The 17652-nt window shown below is 64.7% G+C and carries 13 protein-coding genes; 12 read left to right on the top strand and 1 reads right to left on the bottom strand.

The genetic code is table 11. The features are described 5' to 3' along the window. Positions 1 to 221: 221 nt before the first annotated feature. Positions 222 to 1457 carry an LLM class flavin-dependent oxidoreductase gene (locus GDN70_RS04450; protein ID WP_038970664.1) on the top strand — a complete coding sequence of 412 codons (1236 nt, stop codon included), beginning with the start codon at positions 222 to 224 and terminating at the stop codon, positions 1455 to 1457. Between the two features lie 242 nt (positions 1458 to 1699). Further along, a complete protein-coding gene (locus GDN70_RS04445; RefSeq protein WP_095424940.1) occupies positions 1700 to 3076 on the top strand; it encodes a cytochrome P450 in 1377 nt (458 codons plus the stop codon). Between the two features lie 260 nt (positions 3077 to 3336). Here the strand turns inward: GDN70_RS04445 and GDN70_RS04440 are convergent, their stop codons facing one another. Continuing rightward, positions 3337 to 4176, bottom strand: a complete 840-nt coding sequence (locus GDN70_RS04440) for an SDR family NAD(P)-dependent oxidoreductase (RefSeq protein ID WP_028139589.1) — start codon at positions 4174 to 4176, stop codon at positions 3337 to 3339. Positions 4177 to 4355: 179 nt separating this feature from the next. Here GDN70_RS04440 and GDN70_RS04435 point away from each other — a divergent pair, with 179 nt between their 5' ends. The 10 genes from GDN70_RS04435 to GDN70_RS04390 all read left to right on the top strand — a co-directional run bounded on the left by GDN70_RS04435 (position 4356) and on the right by GDN70_RS04390 (position 17651). Further along, the gene (locus tag GDN70_RS04435) at positions 4356 to 5321 is read left to right on the top strand and encodes a sensor histidine kinase (protein ID WP_152102197.1); all 966 of its coding nucleotides are present in this window, start codon (positions 4356 to 4358) and stop codon (positions 5319 to 5321) included. Positions 5322 to 5529: 208 nt separating this feature from the next. Then, positions 5530 to 7266 (top strand): bifunctional diguanylate cyclase/phosphodiesterase, encoded by a 1737-nt coding sequence (locus tag GDN70_RS04430; protein ID WP_028139587.1) that lies wholly within the window; start codon positions 5530 to 5532, stop codon positions 7264 to 7266. A gap of 256 nt (positions 7267 to 7522) precedes the next feature. Then, a complete protein-coding gene (locus GDN70_RS04425; protein WP_038949380.1) occupies positions 7523 to 8965 on the top strand; it encodes a sigma-54-dependent Fis family transcriptional regulator in 1443 nt (480 codons plus the stop codon). 196 nt (positions 8966 to 9161) lie between these two features. Continuing rightward, positions 9162 to 10472 (top strand): MFS transporter, encoded by a 1311-nt coding sequence (locus tag GDN70_RS04420; RefSeq protein ID WP_244625864.1) that lies wholly within the window; start codon positions 9162 to 9164, stop codon positions 10470 to 10472. Between the two features lie 108 nt (positions 10473 to 10580). Further along, complete coding sequence (locus GDN70_RS04415) at positions 10581 to 12608, top strand: acyl CoA:acetate/3-ketoacid CoA transferase (RefSeq protein ID WP_028139584.1); 2028 nt, start codon at positions 10581 to 10583, stop codon at positions 12606 to 12608. A 106-nt stretch (positions 12609 to 12714) separates the two neighbouring features. After that, positions 12715 to 13899 (top strand): substrate-binding domain-containing protein, encoded by a 1185-nt coding sequence (locus tag GDN70_RS04410; RefSeq protein WP_038949383.1) that lies wholly within the window; start codon positions 12715 to 12717, stop codon positions 13897 to 13899. A gap of 170 nt (positions 13900 to 14069) precedes the next feature. Then, on the top strand, positions 14070 to 14843 hold the full coding sequence (locus GDN70_RS04405; RefSeq protein ID WP_152102195.1) for an ABC transporter ATP-binding protein: 774 nt from the start codon (positions 14070 to 14072) through the stop codon (positions 14841 to 14843). After that, complete coding sequence (locus GDN70_RS04400) at positions 14840 to 15562, top strand: ABC transporter ATP-binding protein (protein WP_038949385.1); 723 nt, start codon at positions 14840 to 14842, stop codon at positions 15560 to 15562. Before GDN70_RS04405 ends, GDN70_RS04400 begins: the two co-directional genes overlap by 4 nt. Then, complete coding sequence (locus GDN70_RS04395) at positions 15559 to 16569, top strand: branched-chain amino acid ABC transporter permease (protein WP_038970670.1); 1011 nt, start codon at positions 15559 to 15561, stop codon at positions 16567 to 16569. The genes GDN70_RS04400 and GDN70_RS04395 overlap by 4 nt, the downstream gene beginning before the upstream one ends. Then, positions 16566 to 17651 (top strand): branched-chain amino acid ABC transporter permease, encoded by a 1086-nt coding sequence (locus tag GDN70_RS04390; RefSeq protein WP_173015750.1) that lies wholly within the window; start codon positions 16566 to 16568, stop codon positions 17649 to 17651. Before GDN70_RS04395 ends, GDN70_RS04390 begins: the two co-directional genes overlap by 4 nt. Position 17652: the final 1 nt, after the last annotated feature.

Raw genomic sequence — 17652 nt, 5'->3', positions numbered from 1 at the left:
TTCATCCTGAGGGCCCGCCAACGGCGGGCGTCTCGAAGGATGTGCCGCGGCGGAGGTTGCCTCAAATGCATAGCCCTGCCGCAAGCGGGGAGAGGGAGAAGAGGCAACTTCGCCGCATGCCTGCATTCCGCCGCGCGGGACACCGCGCGATTGCGTTCGTGCCATCAGGCACGTAGCCTCACCGTCTCAACAAACAGAAAATCAAAGCCGGAGAGAACGCCATGGCGCGCCTGAAGTTCGGAGCCTTCCTTGCCCCGCATCACCCGATCGGGGAGCATCCGATGCTCCAGTTCCGGCGCGATCTCGAGCTGGTCGAGCAGCTCGATGCGCTCGGCTACGACGAGTTCTGGTGCGGCGAGCATCATTCCTCGGGCTGGGAGATGATCGCCTCGCCCGAGATGTTCCTGGCTGCGGCCGGCGAGCGCACCAAGCGGATCAAGCTCGGCACCGGCGTGGTGTCGCTGCCCTATCACCATCCCTACAACGTCGCCCAGCGCATGGTGCAGCTCGACCACATGACCGGCGGCCGCGCCATCTTCGGCTCCGGCCCCGGCGCGCTCGCCTCCGACGCACACACGCTCGGCATCGACCCGATGACGCAGCGCGACCGGCAAGACGAGGCCATCGGCGTCATCCGCCGGCTCTTCAACGGTGAGCGCGTCACGGCCAAGAGCGACTGGTTCACCATGAACGATGCCGCGCTGCAGATCCTGCCGCTGCAGGAAGAGATGCCGTTCGTCGTGGCCTCGCAGATCTCGCCCTCCGGCATGACGCTCGCCGGCAAATACGGCTGCGGCATCATCTCGCTGGGCTCGATGACGACACAGGGCCTGATGTCGCTACAGCAGCAATGGCAGTTCGCCGAGGACGCTGCGAAGAAGCACGGCACCAAGGTGAACCGCGCCGACTGGCGCGTGCTCTTGACCTTCCACATCGCCGAGACCCGCGAGCAGGCGCGCAAGGAAGCCGGCGCCGGGCTGATGCGCTGGCACAACGAGTATAATGTCGGCACGCTGCAGCGGCCGGGCCTGACCGCGTTCTCCTCGCCGGATGAAGCCGTGGACAAGACCGCCTTCGTCGAGGGCGCGGCGTCCACCATCGGCACGCCCGACGATCTCGTCAAAACCATCAAGAACGTGATGCAGGTCTCCGGCGGCGTCGGCGCCATCATCGGCTTCGTGCACGACTGGGCCAATCCGGAGGCGACGCGCCGCAGCTGGGATATGGTTGCGCGCTACGTCGTGCCCGAGATCAACGGCTATATCGACGGCCTGCGCAGGTCGCAAAAATTCGTGATCGAGAACCGCGCCATCTTCGAGCGTGCAGGCCAGGCCGTGATGGCCAAGATCATGGAGAACGAGAAGGCCGCCGAGGCGCTGAAGGTGACCGGCCCCGGCCGCGTCGCCATCCCCGCCGTCAACGCCCCGGATCTGCAGAAGGAAGCGGCGAAGCGGTAGGATGCCAGCTCTCTCTACTCGTCGTCCCGGACAAGCGCGCCCAAAGCGCGCGCAGATCCGGGACCCATAACCACAGCATAGGGTTTGGCGAAGATTGCTAACCACTATCTCGCACACTCCCTGTGGCTATGGGTCCCCGCCTACGCGGGGACGACATCCGAGGTAAATTGCACCACCAAGCGTCGCATCATCGCGGCCAGATCGTGCTATGTTCGCGGAGCCTGCCAACCGGAGCAATCGTCATGTCGATGCAGAATGTGGCCGCAACGGCGCCCGACTACACCGCGCCCAAGCGCAACGCCCTGACGCACATTCCCGGCGACGAGGGATGGCCGATCATCGGCAAGACCTTCCAGGTGCTGGCCGATCCCAAGGGCCACATCGAGGCGAACGGCGCCAAATATGGCCCGGTCTACCGCACCCATGTGTTCGGCGAGACCAATGTCGTGCTGCTCGGGCCCGAGGCCAACGAGCTGGTGATGTTCGACCAGCAAAAGCTGTTCTCCTCGACCCACGGCTGGAACAAGGTGCTCGGCCTGTTGTTTCCGCGCGGATTGATGCTGCTCGATTTCGACGAGCACCGGCTGCACCGCAAGGCGCTGTCGGTCGCGTTCAAGTCCGGGCCGATGAAATCCTACCTGGCCGATCTCGACCGCGGCATCTCCGCGCGGGTCGCGCAGTGGAAGGCCAAGCCCGGCGAGATGCAGCTCTACCCCGCGATGAAGCAGCTCACGCTGGATCTCGCTGCGGCGTCCTTCCTCGGCGCCGATATCGGGCCGGAGGTCGACGAAATCAACCGCGCCTTCGTCGACATGGTCGCCGCCGCGGTCGCCCCGATCCGCCGTCCCCTGCCCGGCACCCAGATGGCCGCCGGCGTCAGGGGGCGCAAACGCATCGTCGCCTATTTCCGCGAACAGATCCCGCTTCGCCGCGGCAATCATGGCGGCGATGATCTGTTCTCGCAGCTGTGCCGCGCCACCCATGAGGACGGCGCGCTACTCTCCGAGCAGGACATCATCGACCATATGAGCTTCCTGATGATGGCGGCGCACGACACGCTGACTTCGTCGCTGACCTCCTTCATCGGCGAACTCGCTGCCAATCCGGACTGGCAGGACAGGCTGCGCGCGGAAGTCCTCGCGCTCGGGCTCGCGCCGGGCGCGCCGAGCAGCTTCGACGATCTCGAAAAGATGCCGCTGTCCGAGATGGCGTTCAAGGAAGCGCTGCGGATCAAGCCGCCGGTGCCTTCGATGCCGCGCCGCGCCATGCGCAATTTCACTTTCAAGGGTTTTACGATTCCCGCCGGCACCGCGGTCGGCGTCAATCCGCTCTATACCCATCACATGAAGGATATCTGGCCGGAGCCGGATCGTTTCGATCCCTTGCGCTTCACCGAGGAAGCGCAGCGCAATCGCCACCGCTTCGCCTGGGTCCCGTTCGGCGGCGGCGCGCATATGTGCCTCGGCCTGCACTTCGCCTACATGCAGGCAAAATGCTTCGCGCGGCACTTCTTGCAGAACATCGAGGTATCGCTGGAGCCCGGCTACAAGCCGGACTGGCAGATGTGGCCGATCCCGAAGCCGCGGGACGGGCTAAGAGTGCGGGTGAAGGCGGTCTGATTTTCTCGTGTCCCGGACGCGCGAAGCGCGAGCCGGGACCCGGAATGCTGCGATCGAGTCGGTGGAGACATGGGCCCCGGCTCTGCAGCGCACCGCACCGGACGATGCTTCGCATCGCCGGGGACGCTGCGCTGCGTCCGGGGCACGAGATCTCGTAGGGTGGGCAAAGGCGCGGAGCGCCGTGCCCACGGTTCGTCGCGATGAAGAATTCGTGGGCACGCTTCGCTTTGCCCACCCTACGGCACCGTCGCCCGGAGCGACTACGCCCCCTGATCGAACGCCTTGCGCAAGGCCACATAGCCCTGCTGCTGCTGGCTCCAGTTGCGGCCGCCGGTCATGGCGCCGTCGACGACGAGATCGTGCCCGTTGATGAAGCTGGATTCGTCGCTGGCCAGGAACACCGCGGCCTGGGCGATGTCATCGGGAAGGCCCGCGCGCGGGATCGGCTGGGCGGTCTTGTAGACCTCGCGCATCACCGCCGGCGTCTTCTCCGCAGCATCGGTCGAGAGTCCGAGCGCCTTGCCGAAAATGCCGGTCGCGATCGCGCCCGGCGAGATCGCGTTGACGCGCACGTTGGACTCGCCGAGCTCCATCGCCACGCATTTGGTGAGATGGATCACCGCCGCCTTGGCCGCGCTATAGACCATCGAGGACGAGAACCCGGCGAGGCGGCCGGCGATGCTGCCATTGTTGATGATGCTGCCGCTCCCCTGCCTCTTCATGTGGGGCGCGGCGTGCTTCATGCCGAGCATGACGCTGCGCACCAGCGTCGCCATCGCCGCATCGAAGCGCTCGACCTCGAGGCCTTCGATGCCGCCGGTCTGCGCCGGGCCGCCGGCATTGTTGAACAGGCAGTCGATCCGGCCGAACTTGTCCACGGCGAGCGCGATCAGCGCCTGCATCTGGTCTTCGAGCGTCACGTCGGTCTGGCGGAAGATGCAGTTGGCGCCGAGCTGCTTGGCCAGGGCTTCGCCCTCCGGTAGACGCCGCCCCGCGATCACAATTTTGGCACCTTCGGCAACGAAGACTTCCGCAGTGCGCAATCCGATCCCGCTCGTCGCCCCCGTAATCACCGCAACCTTGCCGTCCAGCCTGCCCATGGAATGTTCCTGTTTTCGAACGATTTGACGCCAAATGGCGAACATCGGCCGCTGCCATCGCCGCGGACGCCACTATCCCTGCCTGCCTCCGACAAGGCAAGCTATGCTTGTGCGGACGGGATGCGTAACATCTTCACAGGTCGCTCGATTTTCGAACGCATATCGCAACTGGGCTGCGCATGGGGAAGTTGATCGACGAATTCCGTAGGGGTTGGCAGGGTGCGGCGCCGCCATCGCTCGGTCTGAGCATTGCGTTTGCGGTGGCCTGCCTGCTGATTGCCACGCTGACGCGCTGGGCCCTCGCGCATGTGCGGCCCGACGTCTACTTCACTCCCTACTTCCCGGCCGTGTTCTTCGCCGCCGCGTTCGGGGGCTTCCGGATCGGAATCGTGACAGCGCTGGTCGGCGGCATGCTCGGCGTCGTGGTGAATTTCGGCGAAGCCTTTGCCGATCGGGCGCGATTTGCCCTGCTGGCACTCTATTGGGCGGTCTGTGCGCTCACCATCTGGGGCGTCGAGCACTATCGCACCATGCTGGCGGAGCAGCGCCGGATCTCCAAGCGCCTGATCGAGGAAGAAGATTATCGCAAGCTGCTGGTCGACGAGCTCCAGCACCGGCTGAAGAACAAGCTGTCGACGGTGCACGCCGTGCTGCACCAGGTGCTGCACGACCACCCGCAGGTCTGGGCCCGGGTCGATCCTCGGTTGCGCTCGCTGGCCGCGACCGACGATCTGATCTCGCGGATCGACAAGGCGGGCTGTGACATCCGCGACCTCCTGATCTCGGAGCTCGGCCCCTACGGCCATGTCCGCTTCACCCTCAATGGCGACCGCCTGTTCCTGCCGCCGAAGCTCGCGGTCACGCTCTCATTGATGTTTCACGAGCTGGCCACCAATGCGGGCAAGTACGGCGCGTTCTCCGCGCCGCGCGGTCTGCTGCAGGTGTCATGGACCGTCAACGACGACCGCCTGATCATCACCTGGGACGAGACAGAGGGTCCGAGCGTGGACAAGGTCTCCGAGCCCGGCTTCGGCACCAAGCTGCTGAAATCGGCACTGTCGTCCTTCGATGGCAGGACCGAGATCTCTTACTTGAAGACCGGGCTGCATTGCATCATGCAGTGCCGCATCCCCCGAAGCGAATAGCATCGCGCGTCAGGCGAAAGCTGGCCCGCGCACCCGCCCGCAGTTTCGCATGGGCCGTTGACCCTCTGTTAATGACGATCGTCGGCGCGCGTCGCAACGTCGCAAAACACCCCCGTATTTCTCCGTACCCCTTAACCAAACTTAAGAGGGAACTGCGCATGATTGCGTGCATTGCAGGCGCGCTGAAACAACAAGATTCATGACTTCTATGAACGACAACCAATATTCCGGCGCGACTGAAGCCGAGCTCGGTTTTCTCAAGGAAATCGTTAGAATGCTGCCGGCCGGCCTGACCGTGCAGGATGCGCATGGCGAGCTTCTGCTGGTTAACGATGCCGCGGCCGCGCAGCTCGGCATGGATGGCAGCCGTCCCTCACCCGATCTTGCGCCGCGCCGCGAAGCCTGCCGCCAGGCGCTGAGCGCCGGCCAGGCTGTCGTCACCGAGGAGGCGCTTCACGGCGGCGCTGCGCGCCAGGTGCTGCTCACGACCCATCGTCCCGTTCGCCTCGCCGGACGCGAGCTGCTGATCTCGGCGTCCTCCGACATTACCGAGCAAAAGAATTTCGAGGATCAGCTGTTCCGCTCGGCCTATTTCGACGAGCTGACGGGATTGCCCTCGCGGCGCGTGATCGAACATCACGCCAACAATCTGCTGGCGGAGAATGGCGGCGGCGAGCGTTTCGCGCTGGCCTTCCTCGACGTCGACAATTTCAAGCACATCAACGACTATTACGGCCACGCCGTCGGCGATGCGCTGCTGGTCGAGCTGTCGAAGCGGCTCGGGCGCGACTTGCGCGATTCCGACATGCTGTCGCGCATCTCCGGCGACGAATTCCTGCTGCTGCTCTCCCCGATCCAGAGCCAGGAGGAAGTCGCCGAGTTCATGCAGTCGACGCTGGAGCGGCTGACGGCGCCGTTCTTCATCGACCATTCGGAACTCTTCGCCTCCACCTCGGTCGGCATCAGCCTCTATCCCGATCACGGCCGCAGCTTCGAGACGCTGCGCCAGAATGCCGACATCGCGATGTACCGCATCAAGAACGACGGCAAGGGATTGGCAGCCTTCTTCGATTCCAGCATGGAGCGCGAGGCGCTGGCGCGGATGAAGATCGAACAGTCGCTGCGGCTCGCCATCCTGGAAAAGCGTTTCTGCTGCGCCTTCCAGTCCAAGGTCGACATCCGCACCCAGGCTGTGAAGGGCATCGAGGCCCTGGTGCGCTTGCGCGACGACGAAGGCGTGATCCAGGCGCCGGGATCGTTCATCAATCTTGCCAGCGAGCTCGGGCTGATCGACGAATTGACCCATCTCGTGCTCGCCGAAATCGTCAAATCGATCGACCTGATCAACGAGACGTTCGGCGCGGAAGCGACCATCAGCATCAACGTCGCGGCCAAGCAGGCCGGCAACCCCGAATTCATGCGCAGCTTCGCGCGGGCGCTCGACGACACCGGCTTTCCGCAGCGCTTCATGATCGAGGTGACCGAAGACGCCTTCGTCGCCAAGAATCATTTCCAGGACGAGATCCTGCCGATGTTCCGCAAGCTCGGCGTCGGCATCTCGATCGACGATTTCGGCACCGGCTATTCCTCGCTCTCGGCGCTGGCCGACATCACCGCCGACGAGATCAAGATCGACCGCTCCTTCATCACCGACATCCATAAGCGCCCGCGCAGCCAGGGCATCCTGCGCGCGATCGAATCCTTGAGCGAAGCGCTCGGCATGACCGTGATCGCCGAAGGCCTCGAATCCTACGAGGAGCTCGCTTATCTGCAGGCCGCGACCAAGATCCGCTACGCGCAGGGCTATTATTTCTCGCGCCCGATCTTTTTGGAGGAGTTGAAGCTGGCAACGCCCGTGTCCAGCGAGTCGCGCGCCAGCGTGGCAAACCGCCCGCACCAGCAGAACCGCCAGGGCTATTCGCGGGCGAGCGGGTATCGAAGGTAGGGGCGCGAGCGCTGCAACACATACCGCTGTCGTCCCGGGGCGCGAAGCGAACCCGGGACCCATAACCACATGGTGTGGTTTGGCGCTAAGACGGTCACTCCGAGTCCCCCGTTATCACATCTCCCTGTGGCTATGGGTCCCGGATCGGCGCTTCGCTTGTCCGGGACGACAGCGGAGTATGGGGCACAATCCAATTCCCCCTTTGAAATTGCTGCCCTTTTGCTAATACACAGGCAGACTTCCCCCGGGATATGTCATGTCCGCCTCTTCCGCCTCGATCAGCGATCCCGCCTATCTCCGTGCGCGCGCGATGGAAACGCTGTTCGAGCGGCTGGAGAAGCTCTGCGAGGGCGCGATCGCGATCGACCGCGGCGGACGCGTCGTCTACGTCAATGAAAAATATCTCGCGGCGCTCGGTCTCAAACGGACCAGTGAGGCAATCGGCCGGCCGATCGAGGAGGTCATCCCCAACAGCCTGATGCGCAAGGTGGCCGAGACCGGCGAGCCGATCCTGCTCGACATCATGGAGCTCGGCGGAGAGCAGCTCGTCGTCACGCGCATGCCGATCGAGGACGAGAACGGCACGGTGATCGGCGCGATCGGCTTCGTGCTCTACGACCATCTCGAAAGCCTGAAACCTCTGCTCGCCCGCGTCGCCCAGCTCGAGAGCGATCTGCGGCTGGCGCGGCGGCAATTGTCCAACGCCCGCGCGGCGCGCTTCACTTTCGCCGACTACGTCGGCACCACGCCTGGAATCGCGCAGGCCAAGCAGCTTGCAAGCCGCGCGGCGCGGCAGAGCGTCACCGTACTGCTCACCGGCGAGACCGGAACGGGCAAGGAGATGCTGGCGCAGGCGATTCACAATGCCTCCTCGCGTGCGGAGAAGCCGTTCGTCAGCGTCAATGTCGCCGCGATTCCCGACACGCTGATCGAGTCGGAGTTCTTCGGCACGGCGCCCGGCGCCTATACCGGCGCCGACCGCAGGGGACGCGAAGGAAAATTCCGCATCGCCGACGGCGGCACGCTGTTCCTCGACGAGATCGGCGAGATGCCGCTGCAATTGCAGGCCAAGCTGTTGCGCGTGCTGCAGGAGCGCGAGATCGAGCCGCTCGGCTCGGACAAGATCTCCAAGGTCGACGTGCGCGTGGTCGCCGCGACCAATGTCGATTTGCGCAAGCGCGTCAGCGACGGCGCGTTCCGGCCCGATCTCTATTACCGGCTGAACGTGCTCTCGATCGACCTGCCGCCGCTGCGGCAATGCCTGGATGATCTCCCCGACATCTGCGCCCGGCTGCTCGAGGACATCAGCGCCTCCGGCGATTACGTCAAGGCAAAGATCACGCCGAGCGCGTTTTACGCGCTGGCGCGCTATGACTGGCCGGGCAACGTCCGCGAGCTCCGCAACATCCTGGAGCGGGCGCTGATCCTGAGCGATTCCGGCCGGCTGACCGGCGAAGATGTCGCCCGCATTCTTCCCGTCGGCACCGACGTCAGGCCCGCAGCATCCGAGCGCCCGGCCGGAGCGGTGGTGCCCTATGCCGAAGCCGAGGCCGAGTTCGAGAAGCACACGCTCGAACGGGCGCTCGCCGCCAGCAACGGCCAGATCTCCGAGGCCGCCAAAATGCTGCGAATCTCGCGCGCAACCTTCTACAAGAAGCTCGCCAAGTTCGGCCTCGCCGCAGGGTCGGCCTCCGTCTGAGTTTCGAGACACGAACGTGTCCGGAGTCTCGGATTCCGGACACGGCGCTGCGCCGCTGGTTCCGCCAGCAACGGCGAGATTTGCCGTGATTTCAGCCAATTTGCGCAAACCTTCCGCATCTGGCGCGGACCTTGCTCTTCGCTTTGCACAATGACGCATGCTGCACATGCGCATTTGCAACCAGGGAGGACGCAAGATGAGTGAAGCGATCTCGGTCCGTCAGCTTCAGGCGAGACAGCCCTCGCACGTCACGGTCGCCACCGCGAGCCTGATCGGCACGGCTATCGAGTGGTACGACTTCTTCCTCTACGGCACCGCCGCGGCGCTGATCTTCAACAAGCTGTTCTTTCCGACCTTCGATCCCATGATGGGGACGCTGCTGGCGTTCGCGACCTATGCGCTCGGCTTCATCGCGCGCCCGCTCGGCGGCGTCGTGTTCGGGCACTACGGCGACAAGATCGGCCGCAAGACCATGCTCTATCTGACGCTGCTGATCATGGGCGTGGCGACCGCCGCGATCGGATTCCTGCCGACCTACGAGACCGCGGGCATCTGGGCCGCGGTCCTGCTCGTCACCTGCCGCCTGATCCAGGGCTTTGGCCTCGGCGGCGAATGGGGCGGCGCGGTGCTGATGGCGGTCGAGCACGCGCCCGCGGACAAGAAGGGCTTTTACGGCAGCTGGCCGCAGTTAGGGGCGCCGCTCGGCCTCGTGCTCGGCACGCTGGTGTTCTCGGTGGTATCGGCGATGCTGACCGATGCGCAGCTGCTTGCCTGGGGCTGGCGCATCCCGTTCCTGTTCTCGATCGCGCTGGTGCTGGTCGGCCTGTGGATCCGCTTCACCATCGCGGAATCCCCCGAGTTCCAGAAGGTCAAGGAAACCAAGCAGGAAGTGAAGATGCCGATCCTCGAGGCGATCAGGATGTATCCCAAGAACATCCTGCTCGCGATGGGCGCGCGCTTCGCCGAGAACGGCTTCTTCTACATCTACGCGACCTTCGTGCTCGCCTATGCCACGCAGTCGCTCGGCATGAACAAGCAGGACATGCTCAACGGCGTGCTGATCGGCGCGGCGATCGAGACCTTCACCATCCCGGCCTTCGGTGCGCTCTCCGACCGGCTCGGGCGGCGGCCGATCTACATTTTCGGCGCGGTGCTCTCGGCGCTGATGTCGTTCCCGCTGTTCACGCTGCTGGCGACCAGGAACCCGCAATATGCCTGGATCGCGATCGTGCTCGGCCTCGCGATCGGGCATGCCGCGATGTACGGCCCGCAGGCGAGCTTCCTGTCGGAGCTGTTCGGCACCAAGGTGCGTTATAGCGGCGTCTCGCTCGGCTACAATCTGGCCTCGATCTTCGCCGGCGCACTGTCGCCGCTGATCGCGACGGGATTGATGACGGCCTATGCGCCGGCGACCTGGCCGATCTCGCTCTACATGATCGCGCTGGCGCTGATCACCATCGTGTCGGTCTATTTCGCCACCGAAACACGCAAGATAGTTCAGGGCTGAATGTCCTGATCACCTCGTCCATCGCGAGGAGCGGCCTGTTCCAGGGTCGCTCCTCGCGATAGGATCAAGCAACAACGGCATACGGTCGAAGGGATCGGGAGGAACGCCGTGAGCCATCACCCAGCTCTGCCTTACCTACGCAATTCCGAGAAGGGCAAGGTCGTCACCGCGGCCGAAGCGGTCATGCTGATCCGTGACGGCGACACGGTCGCGACCGGCGGCTTCGTCGGAATCGGCTTTGCCGAGGAGATCGCGATCGCGCTGGAGGAGCTCTATCTCTCCCACGAGGGCGATGCCCCCTATACGCAGGGCAAACCGCGCAATCTGACGCTGGTCTATGCGGCGGGTCAGGGTGACGGCAAGAATCGCGGCCTCAACCATTTCGCGCATGAAGGCCTGGTCCGCCGCGTGATCGGCGGACATTGGGGGCTTGCGCCAAAATTGCAGCAGCTCGCGATCGCGGGTCAGATCGAGGCCTATAATTTGCCGCAGGGCGTCATCACACACCTGTTCCGCGACATCGCCGCGCACCGGCCCGGCCACGTCACCCGCGTCGGCATGGGCACCTTCGTCGACCCCCGGCAGGGCGGCGGCAAGCTGAACGCGCGTACCACCGAGGACATGGTGGAGCTGATCACGCTACGCGGCGAAGAGTGCCTGCTTTACAAGACGTTCCCGATCAACGTCGGGATCATCCGCGCCACGACAGGCGATCCCGACGGCAACCTCACCATGGAGAAGGAGGCGCTGACGCTGGAAGCGCTCGCCATCGCCATGGCAGCGCATAATTCCGGCGGCATCGTCATTGCCCAGGTCGAACGCGTCGCCGAGGCCGGCAGTCTCAATCCGCGCCAAGTCAAGATTCCCGGCATCCTCGTCGACTGCGTCGTGGTGGCAAGGCCCGAGAACCATTGGCAGACCTTTGGCACGCAATACAATCCGGCCTTCTCCAGCGAGATCCGTGTCCGCGCCGCATCGCTGCCGGTGATGCCGGTCAGCGAGCGCAAGATCATCGCCCGGCGGGCCGCCCTCGAGCTGAAGGCCAACAGCGTCGTCAATCTCGGCATCGGCATGCCCGAGGGGATTGCCTCGGTCGCCAACGAGGAGCGAATCATCGACCTCATCACGCTGACGGCGGAGCCGGGCGTGATCGGCGGCATTCCCGCGAGCGGCATCGATTTCGGCGCGGCAATCAACACGCAGGCGGTGATCGACCAGCCCTATCAGTTCGATTTCTACGACGGCGGCGGCTTGGACGCCGCCTTCCTCGGGCTCGCCCAGGTCGATCGCGCCGGCAACCTCAATGTCAGCAAGTTCGGGCCGAAGCTCGCAGGCGCCGGTGGCTTCATCAACATCAGCCAGAACGCCAAGGAGGTCATCTTCGTCGGCACCTTCGGCGCGGGCAAGCAACGCATCGCGGTGAACGACGGCAAGCTCGTCATTCTCGACGAGGCGAAATCACGCAAATTCGTCGACCGCGTCGAGCACGTCACCTTCAGCGGCCCGTTCGCGGCCGCGCGCAAGCAGCGCACGCTGTATGTCACCGAGCGTTGCGTGTTCGAGCTCAGGCCGGACGGGCTCGAGCTCACCGAAGTCGCACCTGGCATCGACATCCAGCGCGACATTTTGCGGCTGATGGATTTCAAGCCGCTGATCCCGCGCGAGCCCGCATTGATGGACGACCGCATCTTCCGCGAGGGTCTGATGGAATTGCGCGAGCGCCTGCTCACCATCCCGCTCGACCAGCGCTTCACGCTGGACGAGCAGCAGAACCTGTTCTTCGTCAATCTGGAGCGCTATCCGCTGCGCAGCAAGGCCGAGATCGACGCCATCGCCGAGATCGTCGAGAGCCGTTTGGCGCCGCTCGGCCGCCGGGTCTACGCCATCGTCAATTATGACAATTTTTCCATCCTGCCGGAGCTGATGGACGAATATTCCGCGATGGTGCGCAGCCTCGTCGATCGCTTCTATTCCGGCGTGTCACGCTACACCACGTCGGGCTTCCTGCGCATCAAGCTCGGCGAAGCCCTGGAGCGGCGCGGCGTCGCGCCGCACATTTTCGAAAGCGCTGATGAGGCGCAGTCGGATCGGCGTCGGGCCGAGGGAGCCGGCGATGCGCGGCGAGCCCAAAAATGATGCATGCTCGCAAGGCCGATGCGCTCGGCCGGAAGGTTCAATTGCAATGTTCGTAGCGTTGTGCAAATCGCTGTTACCGAGAAACTCTAAATCAGGAGGGACCATCGTGCGTCGATCACTCATCATAACAACAACCATTCTCGCACTCGCTGCGGGCACCTCCGCACAGGCCGACGATCTCAAGGTCGCGCTGATCTACGGCAAGACCGGTCCGCTCGAGGCCTACGCCAAGCAGACCGAGACCGGCCTGAAAATGGGCTTTGAATATGCCACCAAGGGCACGATGACCCTCGACGGTCGCAAGATCGTCATCATCACCAAGGACGACCAGGGCAAGCCGGATCTCTCGAAGGCCGCGCTCGCCGAAGCCTATCAGGACGACAAGGCCGACATCGCGATCGGCACGACCTCGTCGGCCGCGGCGCTCGCCATTCTCCCGGTCGCCGAGGAGAACAAGAAGATCCTGATCATCGAGCCCGCAGTCGCGGACCAGATTACCGGCGAGAAGTGGAATCGCTACATCTTCCGCACCGCGCGCAACTCCTCGCAGGACGCGATCTCGAATGCGGTCGCGATCGGCAAGCAGGGCGTCACCGTCGCAACGCTGGCGCAGGACTATGCGTTCGGCCGCGATGGCGTCGCCGCCTTCAAGGAGGCACTCGCCAAGACCGGCGCGACGCTCGCTGCCGAAGAATATGCCCCGACCTCGACCACCGACTTCACCGCAGTCGGCCAGCGCCTGTTCGACGCACTGAAGGACAAGCCGGGCCGCAAGGTCATCTGGGTGATCTGGGCCGGCGCCGGCAATCCGCTGGCCAAGCTGCAGGACATGGACCCGAAGCGCTACGGCATCGAGCTCTCCACCGGCGGCAACATCCTGCCGGCGCTCGCCGCCTATAAGGGCCTGCCCGGCATGGAAGGCGCGACCTATTATTTCTACGAGATCCCGAAGAACCCGGTGAACGACTGGCTCGTCGCCGAGCACCAGAAGCGCTTCAACGCGCCGCCGGACTTCTTCACCGCGGGCGGCTTTGCCGCCGCGATGTCCGTCGTCGCCGCCGTCACCAAGGCGAAGTCGACCGACAGCGAGAAGCTGATCACCGCGATGGAGGGCCTGGAGTTCGACACGCCGAAGGGCAAGATGGTGTTCCGGAAAGAAGACCATCAGGCGCTGCAGAGCATGTACGCCTTCAAGGTCAAGGTCGATCCGAACGTCGCCTGGGCCGTGCTCGAGCCGGTGCGCGAGCTGAAGATCGAGGACATGGACGTTCCCGTTCGCAACAAGCGGTGATCCTTCTTGCTTCACCTCTCCCGCTTGCGGGAGAGCCCGGGAGAGGGCTCTTTCCTCTTGGGGGTTCTCGCCTGCGGTGACAGCCCTCTCCCCGACCCTCCCCCGCAAGCGGGGGAGGGAGCGCAGCGTGACCTGCGGATCTATCTCGTTCATCATTTGCCAGACGCCCCATGCCCCTCACCCTCGAAACTCGCGACCTCACCATCCGCTTCGGCGGCCATGTTGCGGTCAACAGCGTGACCTGCACGTTCCGTCCGGGCGAGCTCACCGCGATCGTCGGGCCGAACGGCGCCGGCAAGACCACCTATTTCAACCTGATCTCGGGTCAGCTGCGCGCCTCGAACGGCAGCATCCTGTTTGGCGACACCGACATCACCCAGCACTCCGCGCCGCTGCGCACCCGCGCGGGCCTCGGACGCGCATTCCAACTGACAAATCTCTTTCCGAACCTCACCGTGGAAGAGAACGTGCGCCTCGCCGTGCAAGCGGCGAACGGCACCCATTACGACATGCTGCGGCCCTGGATGGTGCGCCGCGACCTGATCGCACGCGCAGACGCCATTCTCGAGCAGGTCGCGCTCGGCAGCCGCCGCGGCGTCGCCGCGACCGCGCTGTCGCACGGCGACCAGCGCAAGCTGGAGGTCGCCCTGATGATCGCGCTGGAACCGAAGGTCTTCATGTTCGACGAGCCGACCGCCGGCATGAGCATCGACGAGGTGCCTGTGGTGCTCAACCTGATCGCGCAGCTCAAGCAGGACAGAAGCAAGATCATCCTGCTGGTCGAGCACAAGATGGACGTGGTGCGCTCGCTCGCCGACCGCATCATCGTGCTGCATAACGGGCAACTTGTTGCGGATGGTCCGCCGGCTGAGGTGATTGCCTCGCCGATCGTGCAGGAAGCCTATCTCGGCGTCGCGCCCAAGACTGCAGCGAGTACCGCATGACCGACCTGCTCAAACTCTCCGGCGTCCACACCCATATCGGCCGCTACCACATCCTCCAGGGCATCGACCTCGCGGTCCCGCAGGGGCAGACCACGATGCTGCTCGGCCGCAACGGCGCCGGCAAGACCACGACGCTGCGTACCATCATGGGCCTGTGGCAGGCGTCCAGCGGCGAGATCAGCCTCTCCGGCGATCGCATCGAGAGCCGCGCGACGCCGGACATCGCAAGGCTCGGTGTCGGCTACGTGCCGGAGAGCATGGCGGTATTCTCCGATCTCACCGTGAAGGAAAACCTGGTGCTGGCGGCGCGCGACGGCCCGCTCGACGACACCCAGCTCGACTGGATTTTTGGTTTCTTCCCGGCGCTGCGCCGGTTCTGGCTGTCGCGGGCGGGGAGCCTCTCGGGCGGGCAGAAGCAGATGCTCTCGATCGCGCGCGCCATCATCGAGCCGCGCAAGCTCTTGCTGATCGACGAGCCGACCAAGGGGCTGGCGCCGGCCATCGTGATGGCGCTGATCGAGTGCCTGAAGGAGATCAAGCGCAAGGGCGCGACGATCCTCCTGGTCGAGCAGAATTTCTTTGCCGCCCGCGAGCTCGGCGACAACGTGCTCGTGATGGACAACGGCACCATCGTCCATCGCGGCGAGATGGCGGCGCTCGCCGCCGACGTGCCGCTGCAGGAGCGGCTGCTCGGCCTGAGCCTGGAGACGCATCAGTGACTGACCTTGCTGCAACCGATCCGCTGCCGAAGCCGAAGCGCGATATCGCGCCGATCCTGCTGCCGGTCGCGCTCGCTCTCGTGACGATCCCCCTGATCGGCTCGCCCAGCACCTGGCTGACGCTCACCGCCGCAAGCCTTGCCATGGGCATGATGATCTTCATCATGGCCTCGGGGCTGACCCTGGTGTTCGGCCTGATGGACGTGCTCAATTTCGGCCACGGCGCCTTCATCGCCGTCGGAGCCTATGTCGCGACCCTGGTGCTGGCGCCGTTCGCAGCTGCCATTCAGGCGGATTCGCTCTGGATGAACCTGGCCGTGCTGGCGCCGGCCGCTCTGCTCTCGATGGCGGTGTCGGGCGCCCTTGGCCTCGTCGTCGAGCGCGTGCTGATCCTGCCGGTCTACGGCCAGCACCTGAAGCAGATCCTGATGACGACCGGCGGCCTGATCGTCGCCGAGCAGACGCTCTATGCGTTGTGGGGACCGCAGATCATCCCGATGCCCCTGCCTGCCTCGCTGCGCGGCTCCTTCATCCTCGGCGACGTCGCGATCGCCAAATACCGCGTGCTGGCGATGCTGATCGGCCTTGCCGTCTTCATCGCGATCCAGCTCGTGCTCAACCGCACCAAGCTCGGGCTCCTGATCCGCGCCGGCGTCGAGAACCGCGAGATGGTGGAAGCGCTCGGCTATCGCATCCGCCGGCTGTTCCTCGGCGTGTTCATGACGGGATCGGCGCTGGCCGGCCTCGGCGGCGTGATGTGGGCGCTCTATCGCGAGCAGGTCCATGCCTCCATGAGCGACGACCTCACCGTGCTGATCTTCATCGTCGTCATCATCGGCGGCCTCGGCTCGATCGGTGGCTGCTTCATCGGTGCGATCCTCGTGGCCATGGTCGCCAATTACGGCGGCTTCCTGGTGCCGAAGCTCGCCCTCGTCTCCAACATCCTGCTGATGGTCGCCATTCTGATGTGGCGGCCGCGCGGCCTCTATGCGGTGACCAGCCGATGATGATCCTGTCAGGCGATCCGCCGCGTAGCCGGATCCTCACGCTCGTTCTCGTCGTCATCATCCTGGCGCTGGCGGCGACGCCGTTCCTGTTTCCGGGGGCCAAGGCACTGAACGTCGCAGCCAAAATCTGCGTCTTCGCCGCGCTGGTCGCCTCCTACGACCTCCTGCTTGGCTATACCGGCTCGGTTTCGTTCGCCCACACCATGTTCTACGGCATCGGCAGCTACGCGATCGCCATCGCGCTGTACGGGATGGGCCCGAATTGGGCCGCGGTCGCCACCGGCATCGTGGTCGGACTGCCGCTCGCGGCGCTGCTCGCGCTCGCCATCGGGCTGTTTTCGCTGCGGGTCGCCGCGATCTTCTTTGCCATGATCACGCTGGCGGTCGCCTCCGCCTTCCAGGTGCTGGCTTCGCAGCTGTCCTGGCTGACCGGCGGCGAGGACGGGCGCAGCTTTCAGCTGCCCGAGCTGCTGCGGCCCGGCACGGTGCTGATCCCAAAGAGCCTGGTCGGCTTCGAGATCAACGGCCGGATCCTGACCTTCTACCTGGTATTCGCCATCTCGGCGCTGATGATCCTCGCACTGCTGCGCGTCGTGAACTCGCCGTTCGGGCGCGTGCTGCAGGCGATCCGCGAGAACCGTTTTCGCGCCGAGGCGCTCGGTTTCCGCACGGTGTTCCACCTGACCTATGCCAACTGCATCGCCGCGCTGGTCGCTGCCAGCGCCGGCATCCTGAATGCACTGTGGCTACGCTATGCCGGTCCCGATACTTCGCTCAGCTTCTCGATCATGCTGGACATCCTGCTGATGGTCGTGATCGGCGGCATGGGCACGATCTACGGCGCGATTATCGGCGCCACCATCTTCATCCTCGCCCAGAACTATTTGCAGTCGCTGATGGGCGTCGCCTCCACGGCGGCGTCGGAGGCCGGCCTGCCGCTGCTGCCGGGTCTGCTGCATCCCGACCGCTGGCTGCTGTGGCTCGGCCTGCTGTTCATCGCCAGCGTCTATTTCTTCCCGACCGGCGTGGTCGGACGGCTGCGCAATCCCGCTGGCGACAAGAGCGCAGGCAGCCCGCATTAAG

Source organism: Bradyrhizobium sp. TM102, from assembly GCF_009176685.1.
GTDB classification, from domain to species: domain Bacteria; phylum Pseudomonadota; class Alphaproteobacteria; order Rhizobiales; family Xanthobacteraceae; genus Bradyrhizobium; species Bradyrhizobium ottawaense.
This window is presented reverse-complemented; position numbering and strand designations above follow the sequence as displayed.

Excerpts from the sequence above, each read along its gene's own strand:
- GDN70_RS04420 (WP_244625864.1), top strand. The coding sequence starts at position 9,162 with ATGAGTGAAGCGATCTCGGTCCGTCAGCTTCAGGCGAGACAGCCCTCG.
- GDN70_RS04390 (WP_173015750.1), top strand. The coding sequence starts at position 16,566 with ATGATGATCCTGTCAGGCGATCCGCCGCGTAGCCGGATCCTCACGCTC.
- GDN70_RS04440 (WP_028139589.1), bottom strand. The coding sequence starts at position 4,176 with ATGGGCAGGCTGGACGGCAAGGTTGCGGTGATTACGGGGGCGACGAGC.
- GDN70_RS04430 (WP_028139587.1), top strand. The coding sequence starts at position 5,530 with ATGAACGACAACCAATATTCCGGCGCGACTGAAGCCGAGCTCGGTTTT.
- GDN70_RS04450 (WP_038970664.1), top strand. The coding sequence starts at position 222 with ATGGCGCGCCTGAAGTTCGGAGCCTTCCTTGCCCCGCATCACCCGATC.
- GDN70_RS04435 (WP_152102197.1), top strand. The coding sequence starts at position 4,356 with ATGGGGAAGTTGATCGACGAATTCCGTAGGGGTTGGCAGGGTGCGGCG.
- GDN70_RS04405 (WP_152102195.1), top strand. The coding sequence starts at position 14,070 with ATGCCCCTCACCCTCGAAACTCGCGACCTCACCATCCGCTTCGGCGGC.
- GDN70_RS04400 (WP_038949385.1), top strand. The coding sequence starts at position 14,840 with ATGACCGACCTGCTCAAACTCTCCGGCGTCCACACCCATATCGGCCGC.
- GDN70_RS04425 (WP_038949380.1), top strand. The coding sequence starts at position 7,523 with ATGTCCGCCTCTTCCGCCTCGATCAGCGATCCCGCCTATCTCCGTGCG.
- GDN70_RS04445 (WP_095424940.1), top strand. The coding sequence starts at position 1,700 with ATGTCGATGCAGAATGTGGCCGCAACGGCGCCCGACTACACCGCGCCC.